This is a genomic window from Lacinutrix cladophorae, from assembly GCF_053604645.1.
On sequence record NZ_JBSHNR010000086.1, the window covers coordinates 240,416 to 266,451 of the forward strand.

The 26,036-nt window shown below is 31.2% G+C and carries 23 protein-coding genes; 15 read left to right on the forward strand and 8 right to left on the reverse strand.

The window, feature by feature from the left end; genetic code table 11:
* Nucleotides 1–50: 50 nt before the first annotated feature.
* The 3 genes from ACVC3Y_RS04565 to ACVC3Y_RS04575 are packed head-to-tail and all read left to right on the forward strand — an operon-like array spanning nucleotide 51 to nucleotide 3,459.
* Entirely contained in the window at nucleotides 51–887 is an 837-nt protein-coding gene (locus ACVC3Y_RS04565) for a M48 family metallopeptidase (protein ID WP_303424630.1), read from the forward strand.
* A 53-nt stretch (nucleotides 888–940) separates the two neighbouring features.
* Nucleotides 941–2,239 (forward strand): MFS transporter, encoded by a 1,299-nt coding sequence (locus tag ACVC3Y_RS04570; protein ID WP_303424632.1) that lies wholly within the window; start codon nucleotides 941–943, stop codon nucleotides 2,237–2,239.
* Between the two features lie 50 nt (nucleotides 2,240–2,289).
* Complete coding sequence (locus ACVC3Y_RS04575) at nucleotides 2,290–3,459, forward strand: hypothetical protein (protein WP_303424633.1); 1,170 nt, start codon at nucleotides 2,290–2,292, stop codon at nucleotides 3,457–3,459.
* A gap of 62 nt (nucleotides 3,460–3,521) precedes the next feature.
* Here the strand turns inward: ACVC3Y_RS04575 and ACVC3Y_RS04580 are convergent, their stop codons facing one another.
* Genes ACVC3Y_RS04580 through ACVC3Y_RS04595 form a run of 4 tightly spaced genes read right to left on the reverse strand, consistent with a single transcriptional unit; the run spans nucleotide 3,522 to nucleotide 6,494 of the window.
* Complete coding sequence (locus ACVC3Y_RS04580; RefSeq protein ID WP_452226239.1) at nucleotides 3,522–4,268, reverse strand: head GIN domain-containing protein; 747 nt, start codon at nucleotides 4,266–4,268, stop codon at nucleotides 3,522–3,524.
* A gap of 33 nt (nucleotides 4,269–4,301) precedes the next feature.
* The gene (locus tag ACVC3Y_RS04585; protein ID WP_452226240.1) at nucleotides 4,302–5,396 is read right to left on the reverse strand and encodes a hypothetical protein; all 1,095 of its coding nucleotides are present in this window, start codon (nucleotides 5,394–5,396) and stop codon (nucleotides 4,302–4,304) included.
* Nucleotides 5,374–5,931 carry a hypothetical protein gene (locus tag ACVC3Y_RS04590; RefSeq protein ID WP_452226241.1) on the reverse strand — a complete coding sequence of 186 codons (558 nt, stop codon included), beginning with the start codon at nucleotides 5,929–5,931 and terminating at the stop codon, nucleotides 5,374–5,376. The genes ACVC3Y_RS04585 and ACVC3Y_RS04590 overlap by 23 nt, the downstream gene beginning before the upstream one ends.
* A gap of 5 nt (nucleotides 5,932–5,936) precedes the next feature.
* Entirely contained in the window at nucleotides 5,937–6,494 is a 558-nt protein-coding gene (locus tag ACVC3Y_RS04595) for an RNA polymerase sigma factor (RefSeq protein WP_303424639.1), read from the reverse strand.
* Nucleotides 6,495–6,740: 246 nt separating this feature from the next.
* Here ACVC3Y_RS04595 and lon point away from each other — a divergent pair, with 246 nt between their 5' ends.
* From lon to ACVC3Y_RS04645, 10 genes are all read left to right on the forward strand, one after another.
* Nucleotides 6,741–9,194 carry an endopeptidase La gene (gene lon, locus ACVC3Y_RS04600; RefSeq protein ID WP_452226242.1) on the forward strand — a complete coding sequence of 818 codons (2,454 nt, stop codon included), beginning with the start codon at nucleotides 6,741–6,743 and terminating at the stop codon, nucleotides 9,192–9,194.
* A gap of 2 nt (nucleotides 9,195–9,196) precedes the next feature.
* Complete coding sequence (locus ACVC3Y_RS04605; protein ID WP_303424644.1) at nucleotides 9,197–9,922, forward strand: LysM peptidoglycan-binding domain-containing protein; 726 nt, start codon at nucleotides 9,197–9,199, stop codon at nucleotides 9,920–9,922.
* A 54-nt stretch (nucleotides 9,923–9,976) separates the two neighbouring features.
* Entirely contained in the window at nucleotides 9,977–10,996 is a 1,020-nt protein-coding gene (gene porQ, locus ACVC3Y_RS04610) for a type IX secretion system protein PorQ (RefSeq protein WP_303424646.1), read from the forward strand.
* A gap of 30 nt (nucleotides 10,997–11,026) precedes the next feature.
* The gene (gene cmk, locus ACVC3Y_RS04615; RefSeq protein WP_452226243.1) at nucleotides 11,027–11,722 is read left to right on the forward strand and encodes a (d)CMP kinase; all 696 of its coding nucleotides are present in this window, start codon (nucleotides 11,027–11,029) and stop codon (nucleotides 11,720–11,722) included.
* Nucleotides 11,723–12,072: 350 nt separating this feature from the next.
* Entirely contained in the window at nucleotides 12,073–13,905 is a 1,833-nt protein-coding gene (gene rpsA, locus ACVC3Y_RS04620; RefSeq protein WP_303424649.1) for a 30S ribosomal protein S1, read from the forward strand.
* Nucleotides 13,906–13,989: 84 nt separating this feature from the next.
* Nucleotides 13,990–15,117, forward strand: a complete 1,128-nt coding sequence (locus tag ACVC3Y_RS04625; protein WP_452226244.1) for a T9SS type A sorting domain-containing protein — start codon at nucleotides 13,990–13,992, stop codon at nucleotides 15,115–15,117.
* Between the two features lie 122 nt (nucleotides 15,118–15,239).
* The gene (pyrR, locus tag ACVC3Y_RS04630; protein WP_303424652.1) at nucleotides 15,240–15,779 is read left to right on the forward strand and encodes a bifunctional pyr operon transcriptional regulator/uracil phosphoribosyltransferase PyrR; all 540 of its coding nucleotides are present in this window, start codon (nucleotides 15,240–15,242) and stop codon (nucleotides 15,777–15,779) included.
* A 61-nt stretch (nucleotides 15,780–15,840) separates the two neighbouring features.
* Nucleotides 15,841–16,770, forward strand: a complete 930-nt coding sequence (locus ACVC3Y_RS04635) for an aspartate carbamoyltransferase catalytic subunit (protein WP_303424654.1) — start codon at nucleotides 15,841–15,843, stop codon at nucleotides 16,768–16,770.
* A 3-nt stretch (nucleotides 16,771–16,773) separates the two neighbouring features.
* Nucleotides 16,774–17,106: a ribonuclease Z gene (locus ACVC3Y_RS04640; protein WP_303424656.1), complete on the forward strand. Its 333-nt coding sequence runs from the start codon at nucleotides 16,774–16,776 to the stop codon at nucleotides 17,104–17,106.
* A gap of 57 nt (nucleotides 17,107–17,163) precedes the next feature.
* Complete coding sequence (locus ACVC3Y_RS04645) at nucleotides 17,164–18,069, forward strand: ribonuclease Z (protein WP_452226245.1); 906 nt, start codon at nucleotides 17,164–17,166, stop codon at nucleotides 18,067–18,069.
* Here the strand turns inward: ACVC3Y_RS04645 and ACVC3Y_RS04650 are convergent.
* Nucleotides 18,066–18,488 (reverse strand): hypothetical protein, encoded by a 423-nt coding sequence (locus tag ACVC3Y_RS04650; RefSeq protein ID WP_452226246.1) that lies wholly within the window; start codon nucleotides 18,486–18,488, stop codon nucleotides 18,066–18,068. The two genes, ACVC3Y_RS04645 and ACVC3Y_RS04650, sit on opposite strands and share 4 nt — an antisense overlap.
* Before the next feature lie 128 nt (nucleotides 18,489–18,616).
* On the opposite strand from ACVC3Y_RS04650, the gene pdxH reads away from it, so the two are divergent.
* On the forward strand, nucleotides 18,617–19,264 hold the full coding sequence (gene pdxH, locus ACVC3Y_RS04655) for a pyridoxamine 5'-phosphate oxidase (protein ID WP_452226247.1): 648 nt from the start codon (nucleotides 18,617–18,619) through the stop codon (nucleotides 19,262–19,264).
* A 165-nt stretch (nucleotides 19,265–19,429) separates the two neighbouring features.
* The gene (locus ACVC3Y_RS04660) at nucleotides 19,430–19,924 is read left to right on the forward strand and encodes a CAP domain-containing protein (RefSeq protein ID WP_452226248.1); all 495 of its coding nucleotides are present in this window, start codon (nucleotides 19,430–19,432) and stop codon (nucleotides 19,922–19,924) included.
* Between the two features lie 334 nt (nucleotides 19,925–20,258).
* Here the strand turns inward: ACVC3Y_RS04660 and ACVC3Y_RS04665 are convergent, their stop codons facing one another.
* From ACVC3Y_RS04665 to ACVC3Y_RS04675, 3 genes are all read right to left on the reverse strand, one after another.
* A complete protein-coding gene (locus ACVC3Y_RS04665; protein ID WP_303424664.1) occupies nucleotides 20,259–22,187 on the reverse strand; it encodes an OmpA family protein in 1,929 nt (642 codons plus the stop codon).
* Between the two features lie 78 nt (nucleotides 22,188–22,265).
* Complete coding sequence (locus tag ACVC3Y_RS04670) at nucleotides 22,266–23,198, reverse strand: PorP/SprF family type IX secretion system membrane protein (protein WP_303424666.1); 933 nt, start codon at nucleotides 23,196–23,198, stop codon at nucleotides 22,266–22,268.
* Between the two features lie 14 nt (nucleotides 23,199–23,212).
* A partial coding sequence (locus tag ACVC3Y_RS04675; protein WP_452226249.1) for a gliding motility-associated C-terminal domain-containing protein occupies nucleotides 23,213–26,036 on the reverse strand: 2,824 nt, incomplete at its 5' end.

Genomic DNA, 26,036 nt, shown 5'->3' on the forward strand with positions numbered 1-26,036 from the left:
AGGAACAGTTTTTGTAAATTTATAGTCAATATTTAAAACACTTACCTAAAATGAAATTTAAAAATACAATAATTGCATGCGGTACAATTGTAGTTTTTCTGTCTTGCGCAACAAACCCTTTTACAGGAAAACAAACTATGGCATTAGTGCCAAATTCGCAATTGTTTCCAACTGCATTTGCTCAATATAATCAAGTATTATCCGAAAGTAATGTAGAAACTGGAACTGCTAGAGCAGATATGATTACTAGAGTCGGTCAACGTATTGCTGTTGCTGCAGAACGTTGGTTAAATGCTAATGGCCATCAAGGGTATTTAGCAGATTATAAATGGGAATATAACCTTATTAATGATGCTACTGTAAATGCGTGGTGTATGCCTGGAGGGAAAATAGTATTCTATACAGGAATATTACCAATTGCACAAAGCGAAACTGGTGTTGCAGCAATAATGGGACATGAGGTAGCTCATGCATTAGCAAACCACGGGCAACAACGTATGAGTGCTGCTTATATACAACAAGGAGTTGCAATTGCAGGAAATATAGCAATACAAAATGAGCAAGATAGAAACACTTTTAATCAATATTATGGTATTGGTTCACAAGTAGGAGTTATGCTGCCTTTTAGTAGAAGTCATGAAACCGAAGCAGATAAAATTGGTTTATATTTAATGGGAATTGCTGGGTATAATCCTACAGAAGCTTCTAATCTTTGGGTTAGAATGAAAGAAAACAGTGGAGGAGAAGCACCACCAGAAATATTAAGTACGCATCCATCTAATGATAGCAGAATTGCTAACTTAAAAGCATTAGCACCTCAAGCTATTGCCGAATCTAAAAAGTTTGGGGTACAATCATTCCGACCAATTACTAGTTTTTCGTACTAATTAAAAATATTTGTTTACTTTAGAAGCTGCTCCAAAAAAGAGCAGCTTTTTTTATGAATAAACTTGAAAAAGGAAGTCAGAAACTTCTAAATGCCTGGGCATTTTACGATTGGGCAAACTCGGTGTATACACTTACCATTGCATCTTCCATCTTTCCTATATTTTATTCTGCCTTATTTCTTAGCGAAATTAAAACAGTACATGCTTTTGGTATGGATTTTAAAAGTACAGCATTAATAACTTATGTTACAGCTTTTACTTTTTTAGTGGTAACTTTTACATCACCAATTCTATCTGGTATTGCTGATTATGTTGGTAATAAAAAGAATTTTATGAAGTTCTTTTGTTATGTTGGTGGTTTTGGTTGCATAGGTTTATACTGGTTTAGTATAGAAAATATACACTTAAGTTTACTGTTCTATTTTATGGGCTTAATAGGGTATTGGGGAAGTTTGGTTTTTTACAATTCCTATTTACCAGATATTGCATTCCCTGAACAACAAGATAGTATTAGTGCCAAAGGATTTAGCTTTGGTTATATTGGTAGCGTTTTGTTATTGATAATCAATTTAGCAATGGTTATGACTCAAGAAACGGGTGAAGAAAAAATGCAAATGATGCGTTACTCTTTTATAACTGTTGGTTTATGGTGGGTTTTATTTAGTCAATACACTTTTTATATTTTACCAAAAGGAGTTTCTTCTGGTCATAAAGTAACTAAAGCTATTGTTTTTAATGGTTTAAAAGAATTACAAATTGTTTGGAGTCAATTAAAACAAAATCTTAGGCTAAAAAGATATTTAGTAGCTTTTTTTGTGTTCAGTATGGCTGTGCAAACTATTATGTTAGTTGCTGTATATTTTGGTGAAGAAGAAATAGCTTGGGGAACTGATGGTGAAAAAACAACAGGACTAATTGTAAGTATATTAGTAATTCAAGTAGTAGCGATACTTGGTGCTTATTTAACCTCTAAAGCTTCATCTAAATTTGGAAACATTAAAACTTTAATTGTTGTTAATTTTGTTTGGATGGCATTGTGTTTTTATGCCTATTTTATGCAAACCCCATTTCAGTTTTATTTAGCGGCAGGTTTTGTTGGTTTAGTAATGGGAGGTATTCAAAGTTTAGCCCGTTCTACTTATTCTAAATTTCTACCAGAAACAGAGGATACGACATCGTATTTTAGTTTTTATGATGTAGCCGAAAAAATAGGAATTGTTATTGGAATGGTAATATTTGCAACTATAGACCAAATAACAGGTAGCATGCGTAATGCCATACTATTTTTATTTGTTTTCTTTTTAATAGGAATAGTTCTCTTGTTTAGGGTTCCTAAAGAAGATATAAATTAAATTATTTCACTAAGTTTGTTTATATTATAAATTAAATTAACAATATGTTTATGAAAAACTTAAAAATTGCTAGTGTTTTTATTTTATCACTATTTATGCTTGTTGTTTTGTCTTGTAATGATGAACCATTAGAAGGGGATTTTGTCACAGATGGTGGAGGTGATGTTACATGTGTAGAAGCAACTCAAACTCTTTCAACTGCTTCTGCAGCTTATGGAACAACTCCAACAGACGATGCTAATTATGCAGTTGTTTGTAATGCGTATGCAGCTGCATTACAAGATGTTATTACAGCTTGTGGCGATGATACTGGAGGAATACAAACGCTATTAGATGCGTTAAATTGCCCGGCTATTACAGAAGATTGTGCAACTGCACAAGAAACAACAAGTAGTGCAGAATTAGCTTACACAGCAGATACTACAAATAATAATTTATGTTTAGCCTATAAAACTGCTCTAGAAAATGAAATTGCTCTTTGTGGTGATGCAGATGGAAGTTTACAAAGTACTTTAGATGGGTTGGATTGTGAAACTACTAATTCAGAAGATTTATTATTAAAAGAAATGATCTGGACAGAATTAGATGGTACAAGCTATACCGATACGTTCTCTTATGATGGAAATAAATTAACATCTATTACAGAAAACGGAGATTTAGTTAATACGTATATATATGAAAGTGATGTATTAACTAGAATTAATAGTTATGAAGATGGTAGTATCCTCGACTATGTGATACCAGAATACAATGCAGATGATGAATTGATTTCGTACGTTGTATATATTACTAATGGTAATGAAGGTTTAAAATTTGACCTTACCTATAATACCAACGGAACCATTACGGAAAGGAAGTATAGTGGAGACCATGTATCTCAAACTAGCTTTCTTAGTGAGACTATAATTACTATGGAAAATAATCAAATTATAGCAGAAAGCTATGATGATGGTACAGATTCTGTTTATGCTTATGACACCCGAAATGGGATGTTTAAAAATATTTCTAATTTACGTACGCTAAACTTAATTAACATAGATTTCTCAGGCTATATAGATGGTGGATTTAATAATCTTATATCATTAACAGAAGATGTTAATGGTACTCCTGTTGTATATGAGAATTATGAGTATACGTATAACTCTAGTAATTATCCTGTAAGTTCTAATGATTATATAGAAGGAGATTTAGATTCAACAAGAGAGTATATCTACGAATAATCTTTTTTAAAACATAAAAAAAGCCACTCTATTTGAATGGCTTTTTTTTATGTCATTATTTTCTAACTTCGACTAATACTTCCAGAGCCAGCAACTTTAGTATCTTCTTTTTTAGGGTTTCCAGAATATTCTATATCACCAGAACCAGAGACTCTTGCTTTTAAAAATTCGGTGCTAACTACTTCTGCATCACCAGAACCTGTTACAGAAACCTCTGTGTTTTCTGATTGTAGGCTGTTTCCGTTGAAATCTCCAGAACCTGTAACACTAGCTTCAAGGTTAGTCGTTTTTCCTTTTAAAGTTACATCTCCAGAACCTGTTACGCTTCCTTCTGCATTATTGGTATTAATATCTAATACAATATCTCCAGATCCAGTTAAATCTACATCTAAATCGGTAGTGTTAATGGTATTAGTATTCCATAAATCTCCAGATCCTGTTAGTGATACTTTGTTTATATCTTCAAAAGGAATTGTAATTTTAATCGTTTTATTATAGCTAGTACTTAAGTTAACTCCTTTTTCTACTTTTACTACCAACGTATTGTTTTTTACCTCTGTTACAATATGTTCTAATAGGTTTTCTTCTCCTTCGATAGTAATTTTCCCTTCTTGTCCTTTTACTAAAATAAAGTCCATAGATCCTGTGCAAGCAACAGCATCATAATCGTTAGTGGTTCTAGAGATGGTAGTAACATTACCGTTTCCTTTTACTTTATTACCAAACCAAGATTGTGCTTGTGTTTGCGTAGTTAATAAAATAGTCGCAACTATTAAAATAGATTTTTGAAATGATTTTAAAGTTTTCATAATTTTCGTTTTTTGATGGATGATTGTTATTTATTAATTTCTCTTTAGTGTTACGCTTCCGTAATCGGAGGATATGCTAAGTGTGTTTCCAGAATTTGTATTCCCATTATAACCTTCGTAATATTTGTCTGTAGATTCAATTCTTTTTTTAGTGAATTCTAATCCTTCATAATCTCTTAATGAAGCATATTCTAAATCTATATTAAAGTTAAAGTTATAGTTAGGATGATAGCCAATAGTTATTCCTACGTAATCGGATACTATATTAACATTTTTTGCATTTGCAGTTATGTTTTCAATTTTTATAGAACCATAATCTGCATTAATAGTTAGGTTTTTGTAAATATCTCCTATTCTAGTTGTAAGATAATCGCCATCTCCTTTTATATTATTTGCTTTTTCAATATAAATAGATCCATAATCACAATCGTAAGTAACATCTTCTGCAATTTCGACAACCGATTTTGTGTAGTCTGCAATAATATCTAAATCTTTAGCTTTTGCTACTGTAAAGCCACTATAATCTGCGTTTATTTTTCCCTTTTTAATGTATTCAAAATAGCAATTATTAGAGTAGTCAAAATTGATATTGTTCGTGTCTCCTAAAAGTTCTTTGGTAGTAATTTTTCCGTAATCGCAATTAATTGCAGTATTGCCTTTTAATTTATCTAGATTAATATTGCCATAATCATTATATAGGTTTACATTATTGGTAATAGGCATTTTTATTACGTAATTAATCTTCATATTAACGCTATTGCCTTTATTCCATTTCCACCAAGAGCTAGATTTACTATTGTTAAAAAGTGTCTTTGCAGAAACTTGGTTAGAAGAAGCTTCAAAATTAACAGAGATATCGTCTAATTTTTCCTGTACTTTTTCTAGATCATTACCATTTGTTGTTATGGTAACTTCAAAGACTATTCGGTTTTCTTCCCAAGTAATAATGTCTAAATTACCATAACTATTATCTACTTTTAAAGTAGCATCTGGAGTAACATTAAATTCTTTTTTTATTACTTTTTCTTTGGTATGTTTTCCTATATGAACAGGGTTTGTACCTGCAACAAGTAACATTGGTAATAGCATAAAAGCTATAAGGGTTTTATATAGTTGTGCTGTTCTCATTATAATTATTCTTTAATTGTTTAATGTTTTCTATTTGTGATAATGTGTTTTGTAGAATATCAATTCTGTTTTGAAAATTGCTAATCATGGCATAGATAACGCGCTTGTCTTCTCCACTTTCCGATAAATCTTCTTTTAAGCCTTGATATTCTTTTTCTAATCGTTGCATTTGCATCATTGCATCTGCAATTAATAATTTTGTTTCTGGATTAGATTCTTGTTCTATTTTTGTTAATTCACTTGCAATAGCATTAGTAAAGAAATTTTGTGTTTCTGCCATTTCGGGAGAAATACTTGCTAGATCATTAACCGTTTCTTCTTGTTGTGTAGTTACAAAAACAGTAACTAAAATTGCTAATGTGGCAGCAATACCAAGAAAAGGTTTCCAAAAATTATTTTTTGGTTTAGATGTATATGCAATTTCTTGCTTGTTTAGTTTCTTTAAAAATCTTTTTTCATGATCTAGTGTAGGAGTTTCTACATCAAAATCATCTTTTAAATTATCAAAGAGTGTATCTAAATTGTCTTTTTTCATCTTTATTAATTTTCTACTAGTTCTAATTTTTTTCTTAAGCTTTCTTTTGCTCGAGAAACTGTTGTTCTGCAATTTGCATAAGTAAGATTCATAATTCCACTTATTTCCTCGTAATCATATCCTTCAATAAGATGCAATGTTAGCGCAATTCGGTAATTGTCTTTTAGTAATTTCATAGTCTCTAAAACTTGTTGCGCTTTTAAGTTTGTAAACTCGTAATCACTAGAAATACCATCATTGTCTTCCATTTTATACAATACATCATCTAAAGGAACGTCTTGATACTTATTATTTTTATTAAAATGATAAATACTATTATTAATTACAATTCGCTTTAACCAAGCACCAAAAGTCATTGTATCTTTTATAGTGTCTAGTTTTGTAAAAGCCGAAAGAAAAGAATCTTGCATAATATCTTCTGCTTCAAATCTATCTTTTACAATTCTATATGCTACATTAAACATTGCTTTATAGTACCTATTGTAAATCTCCAATTGCGCAAATTGGTTGTTAGATCTACATAGCGCTATGAGCTGTTCGATATTTTGGTTGGTTAGTGTCAAAAAAATTAAATCAAATTGTTATAGTATAGATACGCATAAAGATAAACTGTTACAGTTTACAAATAAAAACTTTCTATTTTTTCTGTCTATTGGCATATTAATTGACTTTAATGTATAGAATGAATACTAGGAAAATGTTAACAACACGCTGGTATTCATTGTAATAAGTTAAAAAATAGTATTAATTTTAAACAAAAATCATTTTGTTATTATTTTAATTAATGACATTATGACTTAAATATATATATGAAAAAATCAAGTTTATTAGGCCTTGACAGTTTGTCATTACAGGATTTTGATGAAAATTCAGAGTTAATTCCATTAATGACACCTGAAGATGAAGAAGAAATAAATAAAGAAAAACTACCAGAAACCTTACCAATTCTTTCTTTAAGAAACACGGTTTTGTTTCCAGGAGTTGTAATTCCAATAACAGCAGGTAGAGATAAATCGATCAAGTTAATTAACGATGCCAATAAAGGAAGTAAAGTTATTGGAGTTGTTGCTCAAAAAGATGAAAGTGTAGAAGATCCCAAAGCAGGAGATATACACGAGACTGGAACTGTTGCTAGAATTTTACGTGTTTTAAAAATGCCAGATGGTAATACAACAGTGATTATTCAAGGTAAAAAACGTTTTAAAGTTGCAGAAGTTATAACAGAAGAACCTTACATGAATGCTACCATTCGTGAAGTTCCTGAAGCTAAACCAGCAAAAGAGAATAAAGAGTTTGATGCTATTATAGATTCTATAAAGGAGCTTGCTTTACAAATAATTAAAGATAGCCCAAACATACCAAGCGAAGCTTCTTTTGCAATTAAGAATATTGAAAGCAATTCGTTTTTAATAAACTTTGTATCGTCTAATATGAATCTTTCTGTAAAAGAAAAACAACTTTTATTAGAAAATAATGATTTAAAAGAACGTGCTCTTGCAACATTAAAATATATGAATTTAGAGTTTCAAAAATTGGAACTTAAAAATGATATTCAATTAAAGGTTCAAAGTGATATGAGCCAACAACAACGCGAATATTTCTTACACCAGCAAATGAAAACGATCCAAGAAGAACTTGGTGGTGGTGTTTCGTCTGGAGAAGAAGTAGAAGAAATGCGTACTCGTGCTAAAACTAAAAAGTGGGATGATAAAGTTGCAGCGCATTTTAAAAAGGAATTAGCTAAAATGCAACGTATGAATCCGCAAGTTGCAGAATACTCCATACAACGTAACTATCTAGATCTGTTTTTAGATTTGCCTTGGAATGATTTTTCTAAAGATAAATTTGATTTAAAAAGAGCTAAAAAAATATTAGATAGAGATCATTATGGTTTAGATGATGTAAAACAACGTATCATCGAGCATCTTGCAGTTATTAAATTGCGAAACGATATGAAGTCCCCAATTCTTTGTTTATATGGACCTCCTGGAGTTGGTAAAACATCTTTAGGGAAATCTATTGCTGAAGCTTTAGGTAGAGAATATGTACGTATGTCACTTGGTGGTTTACGTGATGAAGCAGAAATTCGCGGACATAGAAAAACGTATATTGGTGCAATGCCAGGACGAATTCTTCAAAGTTTGAAAAAAGCAGGAACTGCAAATCCGGTTTTTGTTTTAGATGAAATAGACAAGCTTTCTAATTCGCATCAAGGGGACCCTTCTTCTGCAATGTTAGAAGTGTTAGATCCAGAACAAAATAGTGCCTTTTATGACAACTTTTTAGAAATGGGCTTCGATCTTTCTAAAGTCATGTTTATTGCAACCTCTAATAGTTTATCTACCATTCAACCTGCTTTAAGAGATAGAATGGAAATTATAAATGTTACAGGTTATACTATTGAAGAAAAGGTAGAAATAGCAAAACGTCATTTATTACCTAAACAATTAAAAGAACATGGTTTAACAGACAAGCATCTTAAAATAGGAAAGCCGCAATTAGAAAAAATAGTGGAAGGATATACAAGAGAATCTGGTGTTCGTAGTTTAGAAAAGCAAATTGCAAAAATGGTGCGTTATGCAGCCAAAAATATTGCGATGGAAGAAGCATACGATGTAAAAGTATCTAACGAAGATATTATTACTGTGCTTGGGGGACCAAAACTAGAAAGAGATAAATACGAAAATAATAATGTAGCAGGAGTAGTTACAGGATTAGCTTGGACTAGAGTGGGAGGAGATATTTTATTTATAGAATCCATTCTTTCTAAAGGAAAAGGAGCAATGACCATTACTGGAAACCTTGGTAAAGTCATGAAAGAATCGGCAACCATTGCGATGGAATATATTAAAGCAAATGCAGAAGAATTAGGAGTTAATCCAGAAGTTTTTGCTAAATACAATGTGCATATTCACGTACCAGAAGGAGCTACACCAAAAGATGGACCAAGTGCTGGTGTTACTATGTTAACTTCTTTAGTATCTTTGTTTACGCAACGTAAAGTAAAAAAGAGCTTAGCAATGACTGGTGAAATTACGTTAAGAGGAAAAGTATTACCTGTAGGCGGAATTAAAGAAAAAATTCTAGCAGCTAAGCGTGCAAGAATAAAAGAAATATTACTTTGCGAAGATAATAGACGTGATATCGAGGAGATTAAACCAGATTATTTAAAAGGATTAACTTTCCATTATGTTTCAGAAATGAAAGATGTTATCGATATTGCAATAACAAATTCTAAAGTTAAGAATTATAAAAAACTGTAATTATGAGGTCTCTAATTTTTATTTTAACTTGTTTCGTTTCGTTTGCTTCCTTTGCACAAGAAGCAGAAGCTAAAGAAGAATTTCTTCCTATAAATCTAGAAGGAAAAGAAGCATTCCTTTCTACTAAAACAGGAGAATATGTTTTTTTAGAACATGCAAAAACAGATGCAACTAAATTAGAGACTACTAATAATGGTGTTATTTATACAGATATAAAAACACATGATGTAGCCAAAAAGGAAACGATTTCTAAAATTGCAAAACTCTATAGTTTAAGCAAGGAAGAGGTAATAAAACAAAATAAATTATCTAATTCTAAATTAAGTATTGGTCAGCAACTTAAAATCATTAAAAAAATAGTAGTAAAATCTAGTAGCCCTGTTATTAGTCAAGAAGAAGCTACAATTATAGCAAAGTTGAGTCCAGGTCAAACACCAACTGGTTTAGATGCTGCTCCTACAAATAGACCTACTGTAGTTACATCTAGTCCTGTTGTAAAGGAAACAGAAGTAACTAAAAAAGCAGAAGAAATTGAAAATACAGAAGAAATTATTGAAAATGTGAAGGCTTCCACTAAAAATTCTTTAAATTCTTTTTACACAGTTAAAAAAGGTGACAACTTGTACAACATTGCTAAAAGGCATGATATATCAGTAGATGTCCTTAAAAAATTAAACAATTTAGAATCCAATAATCTAAGTATTGGGCAAAAGTTAAAGCTTCAATAAAAATATATTTCTTATATCTACGTTTTAAGATAGATTTAGTTACTTTGCATCTTTATGGTTAAGAAATATTTTACTTGTATTTGTCTTTTGTACTTTGTTACTTCTAATGCGCAATTAGGAGGAGAAACAACATACCAATTTTTAAACTTGGTGTCTTCCCCTCGTCAAGCAGCGCTTGGAGGAAAAGTGTTAACTAACGTAGATTACGATGTAACGCAAGCCATATTTAATCCAGCTACTATTAATTTAGATATGGATAATCAGTTAGCGGTAAATTATTCTAGCTATTTAGGTGGTGTAAACTATGGTACTGCTGCATATGCATATACTGTAGATAGAAGAAATCTAACCTATCATGTAGGAGTTACTTATATTAATTATGGAAGTTTTGATGGTTATGATGAACAAGGTAATGCTACTTCCTCCTTTTCCGGTAATGAAGCAGCAGTCTCGTTTGGACATGCAAGACAAATAGGATATTCCAATTTTTATTTAGGAGGGAATATAAAATTAATCACCTCAAAACTAGAAGAATATAGCTCTATTGGAGCTGCTATAGATGCAGGCTTAATTTATATAAACGAAGACATAGAGTTTCAAGCAACATTGGTTCTTAGAAATGCTGGATTACAAATTACTACCTATGCTGGACAAAATGAACCTTTACCCTTTGAGGTAGACTTTGGTATGTCGCAAACATTAGAATTTGTTCCAATACGTTGGCATTTAACTTTCGAGAATTTGCAGAAATGGCCAATAGGAGCTTCAAACCCAGCAAGAGCTACAACAGATCTAGAAGGAAACCAAACGCAAGAAGAAGTTGGTTTTTTTAATCAAGTTTTACGTCATACAATAATAGGAGCAGAGCTGTTTCCAGAAGGAGGTTTTCAAGTTAGATTTGGTTATAACTTTAGAAGAGCAGAAGAACTTAGAATTGTTGAACAAAGAAACTTTTCTGGATTATCTGCAGGAATTTCAATCAAATTAAACAAATTGCGTTTTAGTTATACACACGCTAAATATACAAGTGCAGCAAATGCTAACTTTTTCGGTTTACAAATTGATTTACAATAAAAAATAATTTAGACATCTCTAATTTATTATATGAATAATATTACCATAGCCATCGACGGATTTTCATCCACAGGAAAAAGTACAGTAGCAAAACAAATAGCAAAACATTTGGGTTACATTTATGTAGATTCTGGAGCAATGTATCGAGCTATTACGCTATATGCAATGCAACATGATTTTATTGATGAAAACCATTTTGACATAGAAGCTTTAGTTGCAAAGCTAGCAGAAATTAATATCAGCTTTTTATTTAATGAAAAATTAGGCTTTGCTGAGGTGTATTTAAATAGTGTAAATGTTGAAAAACAAATTAGAACACTCGAAGTATCCAGTTTTGTAAGCCAAATAGCAACCATTCCAGAAGTACGTTACCAATTGGTAAAACAACAGCAAAAAATGGGAAAAGATAAAGGCGTAGTAATGGACGGAAGAGATATTGGAACCGTAGTTTTTCCGTATGCTGAATTAAAAATATTTATGACTGCTTCTGCCGAAACTAGAGCACAACGTAGATTTGATGAGCTTATCAATAGAGGCGATAATGTCTCTTATAAAGATGTACTGCATAATGTACAAGAACGCGATTATATAGATTCGCATAGAGAAGACTCGCCATTAGTAAAGGCAGAGGATGCTGTAGAAATAGATAACTCGAACCTTTCTTTAGAAGAACAATTTAATAAAGTTTTAGATCTAGTTAACATGACTTTGAAGGATTCTGAGTAGTTAAAAATCTTAAATTATAAATTAGGTTTATTATAAATTAAAAACTTCGTTTGTTTAACCTAACGAATTCCGCTAAAGTAGAATTGTTCTTCCTTCCGTTTAGCGAAGTAGCTAAGATGGATTATTTTTCTAAATTACAACTTCAATTTCAACTAGAAAACATTTGAGAATCAAAAATATAATTGTAAATTTGCACTCCTTTTAGCGAATAGTAGAAATATAAAAGGGATAAAATAAAACAATTTTAACACTTCTGTGTGTTCTCGCATTTCATTTCTTAAAACATAACAGAATACAAAACATAATGTAAAGACGTTTAAATTAAACAATTACATTATTAAATTAATTTAATGGCTGAAAAAGCAAAACAAGCGGAAGTTGAAGCAACGGAAGCAGTAGTAAAAGAAACTCCTCAAGTTTCTGAAGCACAAGCAAACCCAGAAAAATTCTTAGCAGATTTTAATTGGCACAATTACCAAGAAGGTATTGATGAGGTTGAAGATTCTCAATTAAAAGAATTTGAAAAATTAGTATCCGAAAATTTCGTAGATACTTTAGATGATGAAGTAGTAGAAGGTGAAGTAATTCACATTTCAGATCGTGATGCAATTATTGACATCAACGCAAAATCTGAAGGTGTAATTTCATTAAACGAATTTCGTTACAATCCAGGTTTAAAAGTAGGAGATAAAGTAGAAGTATTAATTGATGTTCGTGAAGACGCAACTGGTCAATTAGTATTATCGCACAGAAAAGCTCGTGTAATTAAAGCTTGGGATAGAGTAAACAATGCACATGACACTGGTGAAATAGTAAACGGTTTTGTAAAATGCAGAACTAAAGGTGGAATGATTGTAGATGTATTTGGTATTGAAGCATTCTTACCAGGTTCTCAAATTGACGTGAAGCCAATTAGAGATTACGATCAGTATGTAAATAAAACTATGGAATTTAAAGTGGTGAAAATTAATCACGAATTTAAAAACGTAGTAGTATCTCATAAAGCTTTAATTGAAGCGGATATTGAAGTACAAAAGAAAGAAATTATTGGTCAATTAGAAAAAGGTCAAGTACTAGAAGGTGTTGTTAAAAACATTACTTCTTATGGTGTATTTATTGATCTTGGAGGAGTTGATGGATTAGTTCATATTACAGATCTTTCTTGGTCTAGAATCAATCATCCAAATGAGATTGTTGAGTTAGATCAAAAATTAAATGTTGTAATCCTTGATTTTGATGAAAACAAATCAAGAATTCAATTAGGTCTTAAACAATTATCTAAACATCCTTGGGATGCTTTAGGAGAAGAAGTAAAAGTAGGTGATAAAGTAAAAGGTAAAGTTGTAGTTATTGCAGATTACGGTGCTTTTGTTGAAGTTGCTGAAGGTGTTGAAGGATTAGTTCACGTAAGTGAAATGTCTTGGTCTACACATTTACGTTCTGCTCAAGATTTCGTATCTGTTGGAGATGTTGTTGAAGCGCAAATCTTAACTTTAGATAGAGAAGATAGAAAAATGTCTCTTGGTATCAAGCAATTAGCTCCAGATCCATGGACAGACATTACAACTAAATATCCTGTAGGTTCTAAACACTCAGGAACAGTTCGTAACTTTACAAACTTTGGTGTTTTTGTAGAATTAGAAGAAGGTATTGATGGATTAATTTACATCTCAGATTTATCTTGGACTAAGAAAATCAAACATCCATCGGAGTTTTGTGCAGTTGGAGATAAATTAGATGTAGTTGTACTTGAGTTAGATGTTGAAGGACGTAAATTATCTTTAGGTCATAAACAAACAACAGAAAACCCTTGGGATAAATACGAAACTGAATTTGCTTTAGGTACTACACATACTGCAGAAATTGCAGAAGTTGTAGACAAAGGAGCAACTATCGAATTTAATGAAGATATCGTTGCCTTTGTACCTTCTCGTCACCTTGAAAAAGAAGATGGTAAGAAACTTAAAAAAGGAGATTCAGCAGAATTCAAGATTATCGAATTTAATAAAGAATTTAAAAGAGTAGTTGCATCGCATACTGCTATCTTTAGAGAAGAAGAAATCAAGAATGTAAAAGAAGCTGTTAAAAAAGCAGCAAGTCAAGCAGCTGAAGCAAAACCTACTTTAGGAGATGCTAATGAAGCTTTACAAGCACTTAAAGATAAATTAGACGGAAAAGCATAGTCTTTCCTGAAATTTTTTTATAAATAAAAGCCTCTCCTTTTGGAGAGGTTTTTTTTATACCTTTATCCATATAACTAAATGATTATGAAACATAAAGTACTTCTTTTTTTTGCCTTCTTTTACAGTTTAATTATACATGCGCAAACCGTTGCTTATGATGCCACTTTTATTAATTTTGATAATACAGATTGTATAGATTTGTTTATACTTAATACTACAGTAAAAGGACATCAAGTAGATGTAGAAGTTTCCTATCATAATTCTTTAGTAGATGCGCAAAATAACATAAATCCATTAACTCGTTTTTATACGTACACTTCCAATAATGAAACGGTATACGCAAGAGTAAGTAACACAGTAAACGCAACGTATGCAACTTCGCAAATTACTATTGCTTTAAATGTATTTACTTGTTGCCCACCACCTCCAAATGGCCAATATCAATTCGATTTTTGTGATGTAGATAATGACGGAGTAGAAACAGCATATTTAAATAATTTATACCAAACAGAAGGGAGAATCTATAATACACTGCTTTGTGGTTTGTACGATAATGAATTAACAGTTACATACCACTTGTCTTACCAAGATGCTGTAGATGATTTAAATCCTATTAATCCGGTTTTTACATTTAGTACAGATACTTACATATATAGCAAAGTAAAAAACACAGTAAATACAGAAGTTAATATCTTCGATTATATTTTAAATATTACTAATTGTACTCCTGCAGATGATGATGCAGATGGAATTGATAATGTTAGAGAAGATGCAAACAGAAATGGAAATATTAATGATGACGATACCGATAACGATGGTTTAAAAAACTTCGAAGATGATGATGATGATGGCGATGGTGTTTTAACCATAAATGAAGATTATAATAATAATGGTTCTCCTTTAGATGATGATACTAATAGTAATGAAATACCAGATTATTTAGAGTCTAATGTTACTTTATCTACTGTTACTTTTAATGAAGTTAAAATTAAAATATATCCCAATCCAGTTACTGACTATTTAAAAATAGAATCTAATCCTTTAAAGGAAGCTTCGGTTGCAATATTTGATTTAAACGGAAGAAAAATTTTAAACCATACATATTCGGTAAATAACAATGCTATTAATGTTACCAAATTACATGCGGGAGTCTATTTTATAAGTATAAAAGTGAATGGCGTACAAACCACTAAAAAGTTTATCAAAAAATAAAGGTTAATAATTTAATTAAAAAAGCCTCTTAGAAATATGAGGCTTTTTTAATACATATAATTAGTCTTTCAACTTCTAAAATTTTACCGTAACTTTGTTTACCAAATACGTTTGGATATTCTATGAGTCAAAAAGTGTTACTTAACGAAAAAGAGGTAAACATCATTCTTCATCGATTGGCTTGTCAACTTATTGAAAATCATAAAGACTTTTCTAATACTGTTTTAATAGGTATTCAACCTAGAGGTAAGTATTTAGCAAATAGACTAATTACCTTACTAAAAGAGGATTATAAAATTAAAAACTTACAATCTGGGCAGTTAGATATCACTTTTTATAGAGATGATTTTAGACGAAGTGATAAACCTTTAGAAGCTAACGCTACAGAGATGGACTGTGTAGTTGAAGATAAAAAAGTAGTTTTTATTGATGATGTATTATTTACAGGACGAAGCATCCGTTCTGCTTTAACAGCAATTCAATCTTTTGGTAGACCAACAGAAATAGAACTATTAACACTAATTGATAGGCGTTTTAGTAGACATTTACCCATTCAACCAGATTATAGAGGCAGACAAGTAGATGCTATAAATAACGAAAAAGTGAAAGTAAATTGGGTAGAAAATGAAGGTGAAGATGCCGTGTATTTAATTAGTAATTAGAATTTAAATTAAAATATTAGTACGCTAAATACTGCTACTAAAGAGAGAAAAATACAACAATATGAGCGAGTTAAGTGTAAATCACTTATTAGGTATTAAATATCTTAACAAACAAGATATAGAACTCATTTTTAAAACTGCTGATCATTTTAAAGAAGTGATAAACAGACCAATTAAAAAAGTGCCTTCTCTTCGTGATATTACTATAGCTAATTTATTTTTTGAAAATTCTACACGTACCAAATTATCTTTCGAACTAGCAGAAAAAAGACTCTCTGCAGATGTTATTAATTTTTCTGCAGCACAATCCTCAGTTAAAAAAGGAGAAACATTAATAGATACAGTAAACAACATCCTTTCTATGAAAGTAGATATGGTAGTTATGCGTCATCCTAATCCTGGAGCTGGAGTATTTTTATCTAAACATGTAAATGCAAGTATTATAAATGCAGGAGATGGTGCGCATGAACATCCAACACAAGCACTATTAGATTCATACTCTATAAGAGAAAAATTTGGAGAAGTAAAAGGTAAAAATGTAGTTATAGTTGGTGATATTTTGCATAGTAGAGTGGCATTATCCAATATTTTTGCATTGCAATTACAAGGTGCAAATGTGATGGTTTGTGGGCCAAAAACATTGATACCAAAGTACATACATAAGCTTGGTGTAAAAGTAGAAACAGATTTAATAAAAGCTTTAAATTGGTGTGATGTAGCAAATATGTTACGCGTACAAAATGAAAGAATGGATATTAGCTACTTTCCTACAACTAGAGAGTATGCACAACAGTTTGGAGTAGATAAAAATATATTAGATGCTTTAGATAAAGAAATAACCATTATGCATCCTGGACCAATAAATAGAGGAGTAGAAATTACTAGTGATGTTGCAGATTCTAAACAAGCCATTATTTTAGATCAAGTACAAAATGGTGTAGCTATTAGGATGGCAGTAATTTATTTATTAGCTTCTAAAATAAAACAGTAAATTATGATTTTTGATAAAGAAGAAAACATAACGATTATAACCCAAGAAAAAGCTTCAATAATTGAGTTAGTCAAAAAGCTAAATGTGTTATATGAAAGATTTAAAAACGATAATATAATTGTAAATTTAACGAGTATAAACCCAATTACATTAGAAAATATTGTTGAGTTTTTACAAATATCAAATACACATAGAAAAGAAAAAAAATCTTTTGTCATTGTAACAGATAAAATAAACCTTAACGAAACTCCAGACGAAATAATTGTAGTGCCAACATTACAAGAAGCGCATGATATTATAGAAATGGAAGAAATGGAACGCGATTTAGGTTTCTAATTTTTTTGTTGATTCTAGTTTAAAAGAATTAACAAAAAATAAAGCATCACTTTTTTAATGAAACTACGCATTTTAGGCTGTTATAGTGCAACTCCAAGGGTAAACACCAATCCTACAGCTCAAGTACTAGAAATTAATAACCATATGTTTTTAATAGACTGTGGCGAAGGTACTCAAGTACAATTGCGTAAACATAAAGTAAAGTTTAATAGAATTAAACATATCTTTATTTCGCACTTACATGGTGATCATTTCTTTGGTTTAGTAGGTCTTATTTCTACTTTTAGATTACTTACTCGCGAAACAGAATTACATATTTATGCTCCAAAAGGCTTAAAAGAAATTATTACGCTTCAAATGAAAATCGCTAAATCATGGACTAATTTTCCGTTAATTTTTCATGAATTAAATGGAACAACTTCTGAAATTATTTTTGAAAATGATCTTGTAGAAGTACATACTATTCCACTAGATCATAGAATATATACTAACGGTTTTTTATTTAAAGAAAAAGAAGGAGAGCGTAAACTGGATATAAGTAAAGTCGAAGAGGCCAATATTAACGTTGCCTATTATAGAAAATTAAAAAAGGGTTTTGATGTAGAAAATGAAGATGGCATTTTAATAGATAACACTAAAGTTACTAAGCCAGCTAATAAACCTAAAACTTATGCTTTTTGTAGCGATACCGCATATTCTGAAGCTATAATTCCTATAATTAAAGAGGTAGATGTCTTGTATCACGAATCTACTTTTTTAGAAAAAAATGAAAGCCTTGCCGCACCAACAAAACATAGCACAGCTAAACAAGCAGCATCTATTGCGAATAAAGCCAATGTAGGCACTTTAATTCTTGGCCATTATTCTACTAGATACGATGGCGTTCAGGATTTTAAAACAGAAGCAAATGCTATTTTTGAAAATGTAGAATTAGCAGAAGATGGAAAACTTTTTGAGTTTTAATTGCTCTCTTTTAGTTCTTCTAAATTTAAAACCCAAGAAACTGCTTCTTCAATAGAATCGGAACGTTTTATACTTTTTTTAGAAAATTGTTTTTCTAATGTAGCATTAATATAATTAATATCCGAATAATACACAGATACACTAGCAATTAAGAAATCATATTCTTTGTAAAATTTACCCCAAAGATTGGGATCATAAGAATAGGAATTTACTTTATTAGAAATATATCCAATTTTGCAATCTAATCCATAATGATTTTGGATAAGTTTAATTATTTGTTGAATTTTTTTCCAACATAAATGTATGCCATAGTTCATTTCAGAAATGATGAAACTATCAAAAAAATAAAAAACACCAAAATCAAGTGTTTCTTTTGTATATGTATATTGTTTGCTTAATGAAGAATTTTCAAATCTCATTTTAAGAATTTAGGGTTGACGAATTTACATAATTTAATTATAAAATCAATTTTTTATATTTTATTAAATCTTTAATAAAGTTGGATGAAGCGATTCTAAAATATTTAAAAAACGTGTAAATTGCAGTTATGGAAAAAGACCTAGGAAATTACAGAAAATCTTACGAAAAAGGAGCACTACTACTAATAGATACTCCAGAAAATCCAATGGAGTTATTTCAAAAATGGTTTCATGAAGTCGATAAACATTTTCCTGAAGATGAAACCAACGCGATGACTTTATCTACAATTGGTATAGATGGTTATCCCAAAAGTAGAGTAGTGCTATTAAAAAAATATACGTACGAAGGTTTTATTTTTTACACCAATTACAATAGTGAAAAGGGAAAAGCAATTGCTAATAACCCAAATGTTTGTATTTCATTTTTTTGGCAAGCCGCAGAAAGACAGATAATTATTAAAGGAAAAGTTGAAAAAATTGCAGCTAATTTAAGTGATGGTTATTTTGAATCTAGACCTAGAGGAAGTCAACTAGGAGCCTTAGTTTCCAATCAAAGTGAGGTAATAACCGATAGGAATATTTTAGAACAAAAATTAAATAAGTTAGAAGTAGATTTTGAAGGTAAAGAAATAGCACGTCCCAATTTTTGGGGAGGATATATTATTAAACCAATTGAAATAGAATTTTGGCAAGGCAGAGCAAATAGATTACATGATAGAATACGATATGTTTTAGATAAAGAATATTTTTGGGTTAAAAATAGATTATCTCCATAAAAAATCGATAAAAAACATGTTTTCATGTGATTTAATTACATTTCGTCGATTATGTGTATTAAAAATCGATGAAATGCATGTGTTTTATCGATTTTAACATTTTGTTAACATTTTTTTTAGACTTGGTTTGTATATTTATCATCCCAAATCTAAAGAAACCTAACCATGAAAAAACCTACTCTATGGCTTATGGCATTAATTATTTTGTTTACCACTTTTTCGTGTTCAACAGAAAATAATGATCATGAAGTAAATGATGTAAATAGCGAATATGTTGTTCCCGCAACCAAAGTTATTGAAATTAAAATTCTAGAACTTATTAATGATTATAGAATAGACCAAGGCCTAAGTGTTCTCGAAGGATTAGACTTAATTAAATCTCAAGCCTATGTTCATACAGATTATATGGTAGAAACTAGCAATATTTCTCATGATAACTTTTCGCAAAGAAGTGCATTTTTAAGAGAATATGCTGGTGCAAATAGAGTTTCAGAAAATGTAGCTTATGGTTATAGTAGTCCTGCTTCTGTGGTGAACGCTTGGATTAATAGTGAAAGCCATAGAGGAGCTATAGAAGGAGATTATACACATTTTGATATCTCTGCAGAACAAGATGAAAATGGGTATTGGTATTTTACTAATATATTTGTAAAAAAATAAACTTTACTTTTTTAATATAGATTATAACCACTCTATTTAAGAGTGGTTTTTTTTTTATCTATACAAGTACATTTATATTTAATGCTAGTTTTTTATTATTGATTGTAATCTTTGCTCTGTTTAGATAAAGGTTATATTAAAGTTTAAATTGATTATTGTCCTTTTAATATAAATCGAATCTAACCTAATTAGGAGCGATGTAATAGATTATCGTTTCTATTTAATGAGATTGTCAAATAAATGAAAAGCCACTCTTTTAGAGTGGCTTTTTTTAGTATATGATGTTGTTAGGACCATTTTATAAAAAAATATAAAATAACACCTTATACTATATTTAATATTCGTTGGTAATAATGAATTTTGATCTTCGGTTTTCTTGGTGTTTCTCTTCAGAACACTTTACACCATTAGCACATTCATTAAGTAATTGATACTCTCCATAACCAATTGCACTATCAATTCTATTAGAAGTAATTCCTCTAGAAATAATATAATCTCTTGTTGATTTTGCTCTTTTGTCAGATAGTTTTTCATTGTAAGCATCACGACCACGACTATCGGTGTGCGCTTCAATTTTAATATGCATTTTCGGATGATTTTTCATTACAGTTACAATATTCTCTAACTCATAAGCAGCATCTGGTCTGATGTTAGATTTATCGTAATCGAAGAAAATAGGGTTAATTACAATTTCATTATTCACAATAAAAGGTGTTAATAATAAATCTTGTACTTGTTCCTCTTCCGGAACATCAGTTGTTTCCACTTCCTGTATATCTTCTCTATAATCTAATTTACTACCAATTAAAGTATATTTTTTTTCACAATCGACTTCAAATTCATATGCTCCATTTTCATCAGAAATTATTTCTTCAAGTTCTTTTCCAGTTTCGTCTAAAAGTTTCACTTTTGCTTCAGGAATTGGTAAAGAGGTTATTTCATCTCTTACAACACCCTTGATTACTTGTTTACATTGGAAAGAACCAAATTGATATATATCATCGCTACCACTTCCTTCTTCTCTGTTAGAAGATAGAAAACCGGTTTCTTTGTCAGAATCAATAAAGAAAGCAAAATCATCAAATCTACTATTAAAAGGAGCTCCCATGTTTTCAGGCTCTTTTATAGAGTCTTTAACTTTAGCTTTAATTAAATTAGATTTAAAAATATCTAATAAACCTAAACTTATATGTCCATCTGATGAAAAGTAAAAGGTACTGTCTTTAGCAACATAAGGAAACATTTCTCTACCAGGAGTATTAATTTTTTCACCTAAATTTTCAGGTTTACCATAACCATTATCGCCTCTAATTTCTACACTATATATATCGGTTCCTCCATAACCACCTTCACGATCGGAAACGAAATATAATATTTTGTTATCTGCACTTAGAGCAGGGTGACCTGTAGAGTATATTTTATCATTAATTGGAAGTGCAACAACATTACTCCATGAATCTCCCGATTTAGTAGCTTTGTATATTTTTAAATATGAGGTGCCTTCATCATCATAAGAAATCTTTTTACGATTATTGATATTATCTCTAGTAAAGTACATTGTTTTACCATCATTGGTAATTGCAACTGTCGCTTCATGGAATTCGGAATTTATCTCATTGGTAAGCGCTTTTATATCTTCAATACTTGCATCTTCTTTTTCATTATTAATTGTTCCTGAAAAAATATCTAAATATGGTTCTTCATTCCATTTGTAAATTTTTCCAGAACCTCCTTCTCCAGATACTTTAGTAGAGGCATAATAAAAAGTATCTTCATGAAGATAACCACCAAACTCGGAATATTCAGTATTTATCGCTAAAGGAGAAAACTCAACATATTTTCCTTCGGTAGAAGATAATTCTTGGTATTTTGCGAGATCCATGATTTCAAAATCTTCGGCTCTTTTATCACTTGTTTGTAATTCTTTGAATTTAGTTATCCAGGTATTAGCATCTTCATATTTACCTAAACTTCTTAAAGATTGTATATATTTATAAATAAATTCAGGGTTAATATTCTTGTATTTATTAACCGCTTTTCCATACCACATTGCGGCTTTTTCAGAATTAGAATTATTGTAATAACAATCTCCTATTCTTGTTAAAACATGTTCACTACTATCTCCTTTTTTTACAGCAGCTTCATATAGTTCACTTGCTTTTATATACGCATAGTCTCTAAAAAAGTTATCTGCAACTTTTACTTGTGCGAAAAGCATGGTATTGCAAAGAACTAATAGTATTAATATAACTTTTGTTTTCATCTGTATATCTTTTTCATTTTAACTGTCAGAAATAAATTAACATGTAACAAATTTATGTTGATTTATCTGAATATCTATTTAGAAATATCTCGGTGATTTAATACGTTTTACTTTGAATACTTCGAACATTAATAAGATTTCGTGAGTACCTCCAGTATATGCATTTATATCAGATATAGGATATTCGTAAGTATAACCAATTCTTATTTCTTTTGAAATTTGAAAATCTGCTAATCCTCCAATAGCTGAAGTATAATTATTAATTCTATATGAAGCACCTAACCAAAGTTTTTCATGAAACAAAAAGTTTGCAGTAAGGTCATAAGATAAAGGAGCTCCATTGGTAGCTTTAATTAAAGCAGCTGGTTTGAATTTTGTATTATCACTTAAATTAAACACATAACCTCCAGTGAAATAATAACTAATTCGTTCTAAAGCTTCATATTGTACTCCGCTTGAGTTTCCTTCTTTATTATAATCTGTATTTAAAATTCTTGGAGCAGATAATCCTAAATACCATTTTTGTGTATGCCAAAATAAACCAACACCAATATTTGGGCTCCATCTGTCTTCAACACCATAAATAGATGGATCGTCAGGTTCATTACCTCTTAATGTTGCACTAAGGCTATATTGTGTAAAACCAGCTTTTAAACCAAAAGCTAATTTTGTTTTTTCTCCAGTATTAATAGTATATGAAAAATCGCCATATATATAGGAGAAATCTTGGTAACCTAATTTATCATTTATTAAAGATAAACCAACACCAATTTTTTCATTTCTAAGCGGTGTATGTGCAGAAAGTGTTTGTGTAATAGGCCCTCCTTTAAAGCCAACCCATTGACTTCTATGCAGACCAACAACACTTAGCGTTTCTCTACTTCCAGCATAAGCTGGATTAATTGATATTGTATTATACATGTATTGTGTAAACTGCGGCAACTGTTGAGATAACCCAACTGTACAGCTTAATAACGCAAATGCAACAATATAGTTTTTTATAAGTTTCATAGGTTAATATTTTATTATTTGGTTCCTACGTAGATATATCCATTTATAGGATCAATTCCACTTTCTTTTAATGTCACTATGTAATAATATGTACCATCAGGAACTGTATTCGATCCTCCAACAGAGTTGTTATGTGCTGTTCCAGCCCAATTGTTTTGATAATTATGGGATTCATAAATTAAAGCTCCCCAACGGTTAAATATTTTTACATCTACAACGTAATTACAAAGTTCTATACCAGTTACCTCAAAGAACTCGTTGTATTGATCTCCATTAGGAGTAACGGCATTCGATATTTCTACATCATCTTCACCACAGTTTAAAACAAAACATCTATTATGGACTTCAATAGAAGCTTCAACGTATGTAGGGCAAGCCGAATTATTTTCCGTATAACTAAATTCAATAGTTACACCAACATTTTCTCCATCAAGAGTTATGCTTAATGGATCGAAATAATGCCCATCAATAATTTCAGTATCACCAGAAATAATTTCCCAGGTACCACCATCATCATAGTAACCATTTAATAAATCAAATAAGTCATAAACTTGTGCTTCTAATTCATCCGTATTACATAAACTTATGTTGTTTGCACTAACAGAATTGTTTTGTAGTGTTAACATAGCATAAACTTCTGTTTCATTACCACAATCATCTGTAATTATATATTCTACATCAAGCATACCGCCTAATCCTGGAGCAGAAGATAAATTAGTAAAGTCATAATCTGAAGTTATTTGACCCGTAAAGTCTAAATCACAACCATCGGTAACACACGCTTCAAGAGCTGCAATGTTGTCTGCATTCCACTGGTCTGCAATTGCTTCATTATTTTCTCCATCACAATCTAATGTTTGATCGGTTACACAATTAGTTGCATCTGGAGCTGTATTATCTACTATAGTAAGTGCAGCAGTAAGTGTTGTAGCATTACCACAATCGTCTTTTACAACATAAGTAACTTCTATAGAACCAGTAAGACCACAAGAAGCTACAAGGTTTGTGAATACATAATCAGAATTTACATCAAATACAGCATCTGTATCACAGCTATCTGTACCACAAGATTGCAGTGCTAATATGTTAGCAGCATTCCAATCGTTAGCAATGGTTTCATTATCTGTTCCATTACATTCTATAGTTTCATCTACAACCGTACAAGCTGTTAAGTCGGGACCAATAGAATCTTCTAGAGTAAGCGTTGCAGTAAGTATGGTTTCATTTCCACAATCATCTGCTACGGTATAGGTAACTAATATAGTACCACCAGCTCCACAAGTAGAAGCAAGGTTAGTAAAAGCATAATCAGAATTTACATCAAAAACAGCGTCTGTATCACAGCTATCTGTACCACAAGATTGAAGTGCTAATATATTAGCAGCATTCCAATCGTTAGCAATGGTTTCATTATCTGTACCATTACATTCTATGGTTTCATCTACAACCGTACAAGCAGTAAGGTCAGGACCGATAGAATCTTCAAGGGTAAGTGTTGCAGTTACTGAAGAAGTATTTAAACAATCATCTGTAGCGGTATATGTTACTAGAATAGTTCCCCCAGCACCACAAGTAGTTACTAGATTAGTGAACACATAATCCGAAGTAATCGTTACATTAATATCATCAGCACAGGCTTGAAGTTCCGCAATGTTAGCAGCATTCCAATCGTTAGCAATGGTTTCATTAAGATCTCCGTCACATTCAATAGTTTCATCAGTAACATCACAGCTTGTTAAGTCTGGTCCGGTAGCATCACCGAAGCTAAGAGTAACAGTAATCGTAGACTCGTTACCACAATCATCCGCAACAGTATAGGTTACAGGAAGTGTTCCACAAGGTCCACATACTACGTTTAAGTTATTAAAGTCATAATCAGAAGTTACAGTAAATACGCCATCTGCATCACAGCTATCCGTACCACAAGATTCAAGAGCAGCTATATTAGCAGCATTCCAAGCATCCGCAATTGTTTGATTATCATCTGCAGTACATTCTACATTTTCATCCGTTACATCGCTACAAACCGAAAGGTCAGGACCGATAGTATCTTCAAGAGTAAGAATAGCCGTAAGATTGGTTTCATTACCACAATCATCAGCTACGGTATATACAACCGTTATTGTACCACCAAGCCCACAAGTAGTAACTAGGTTTGTAAAAGCATAATCGGAAGTTACATCAAAAACAGCATCTGTATCACAGCTATCTGTACCACAAGATTGTAGTGCAAGTATGTTTGCAGCATTCCAATCGTTAGCAATGGTTTCATTATCTGTTCCATTACATTCTATAGTTTCATCTACTACAGTACAAGCCGTTAGGTCTGGACCGATAGAATCTTCAAGAGTAAGTGTCGCAGTAAGCGTTGTTTCATTATCACAATCATCCGATACCGTATAGATTACAGTAATAGTACCACCAGCACCACAAGTGGAAGCAAGGTTCGTGAAAGCATAATCGGAAGTTACATCAAATACAGCATCTGCATCACAGCTATCTGTACCACAAGATTGTAGTGCAAGTATGTTTGCAGCATTCCAATCGTTAGCAATGGTTTCATTATTTGTACCGTTACATTCTATGGTTTCATCTACAACCGTACAAGCAGTAAGGTCTGGACCGATAGAATCTTCAAGAGTAAGTGTTGCAGTCAGTGTAGTTTCGTTATCACAATCATCCGATACCGTATAGATTACAGTAATAGTACCACCAGCACCACAAGTGGAAGCAAGGTTCGTGAAAGCATAATCCGAAGTTACATCAAAGACCGCATCTGCATCACAGCTATCTGTACCACAAGATTGTAGTGCAAGTATGTTTGCAGCATTCCAATCG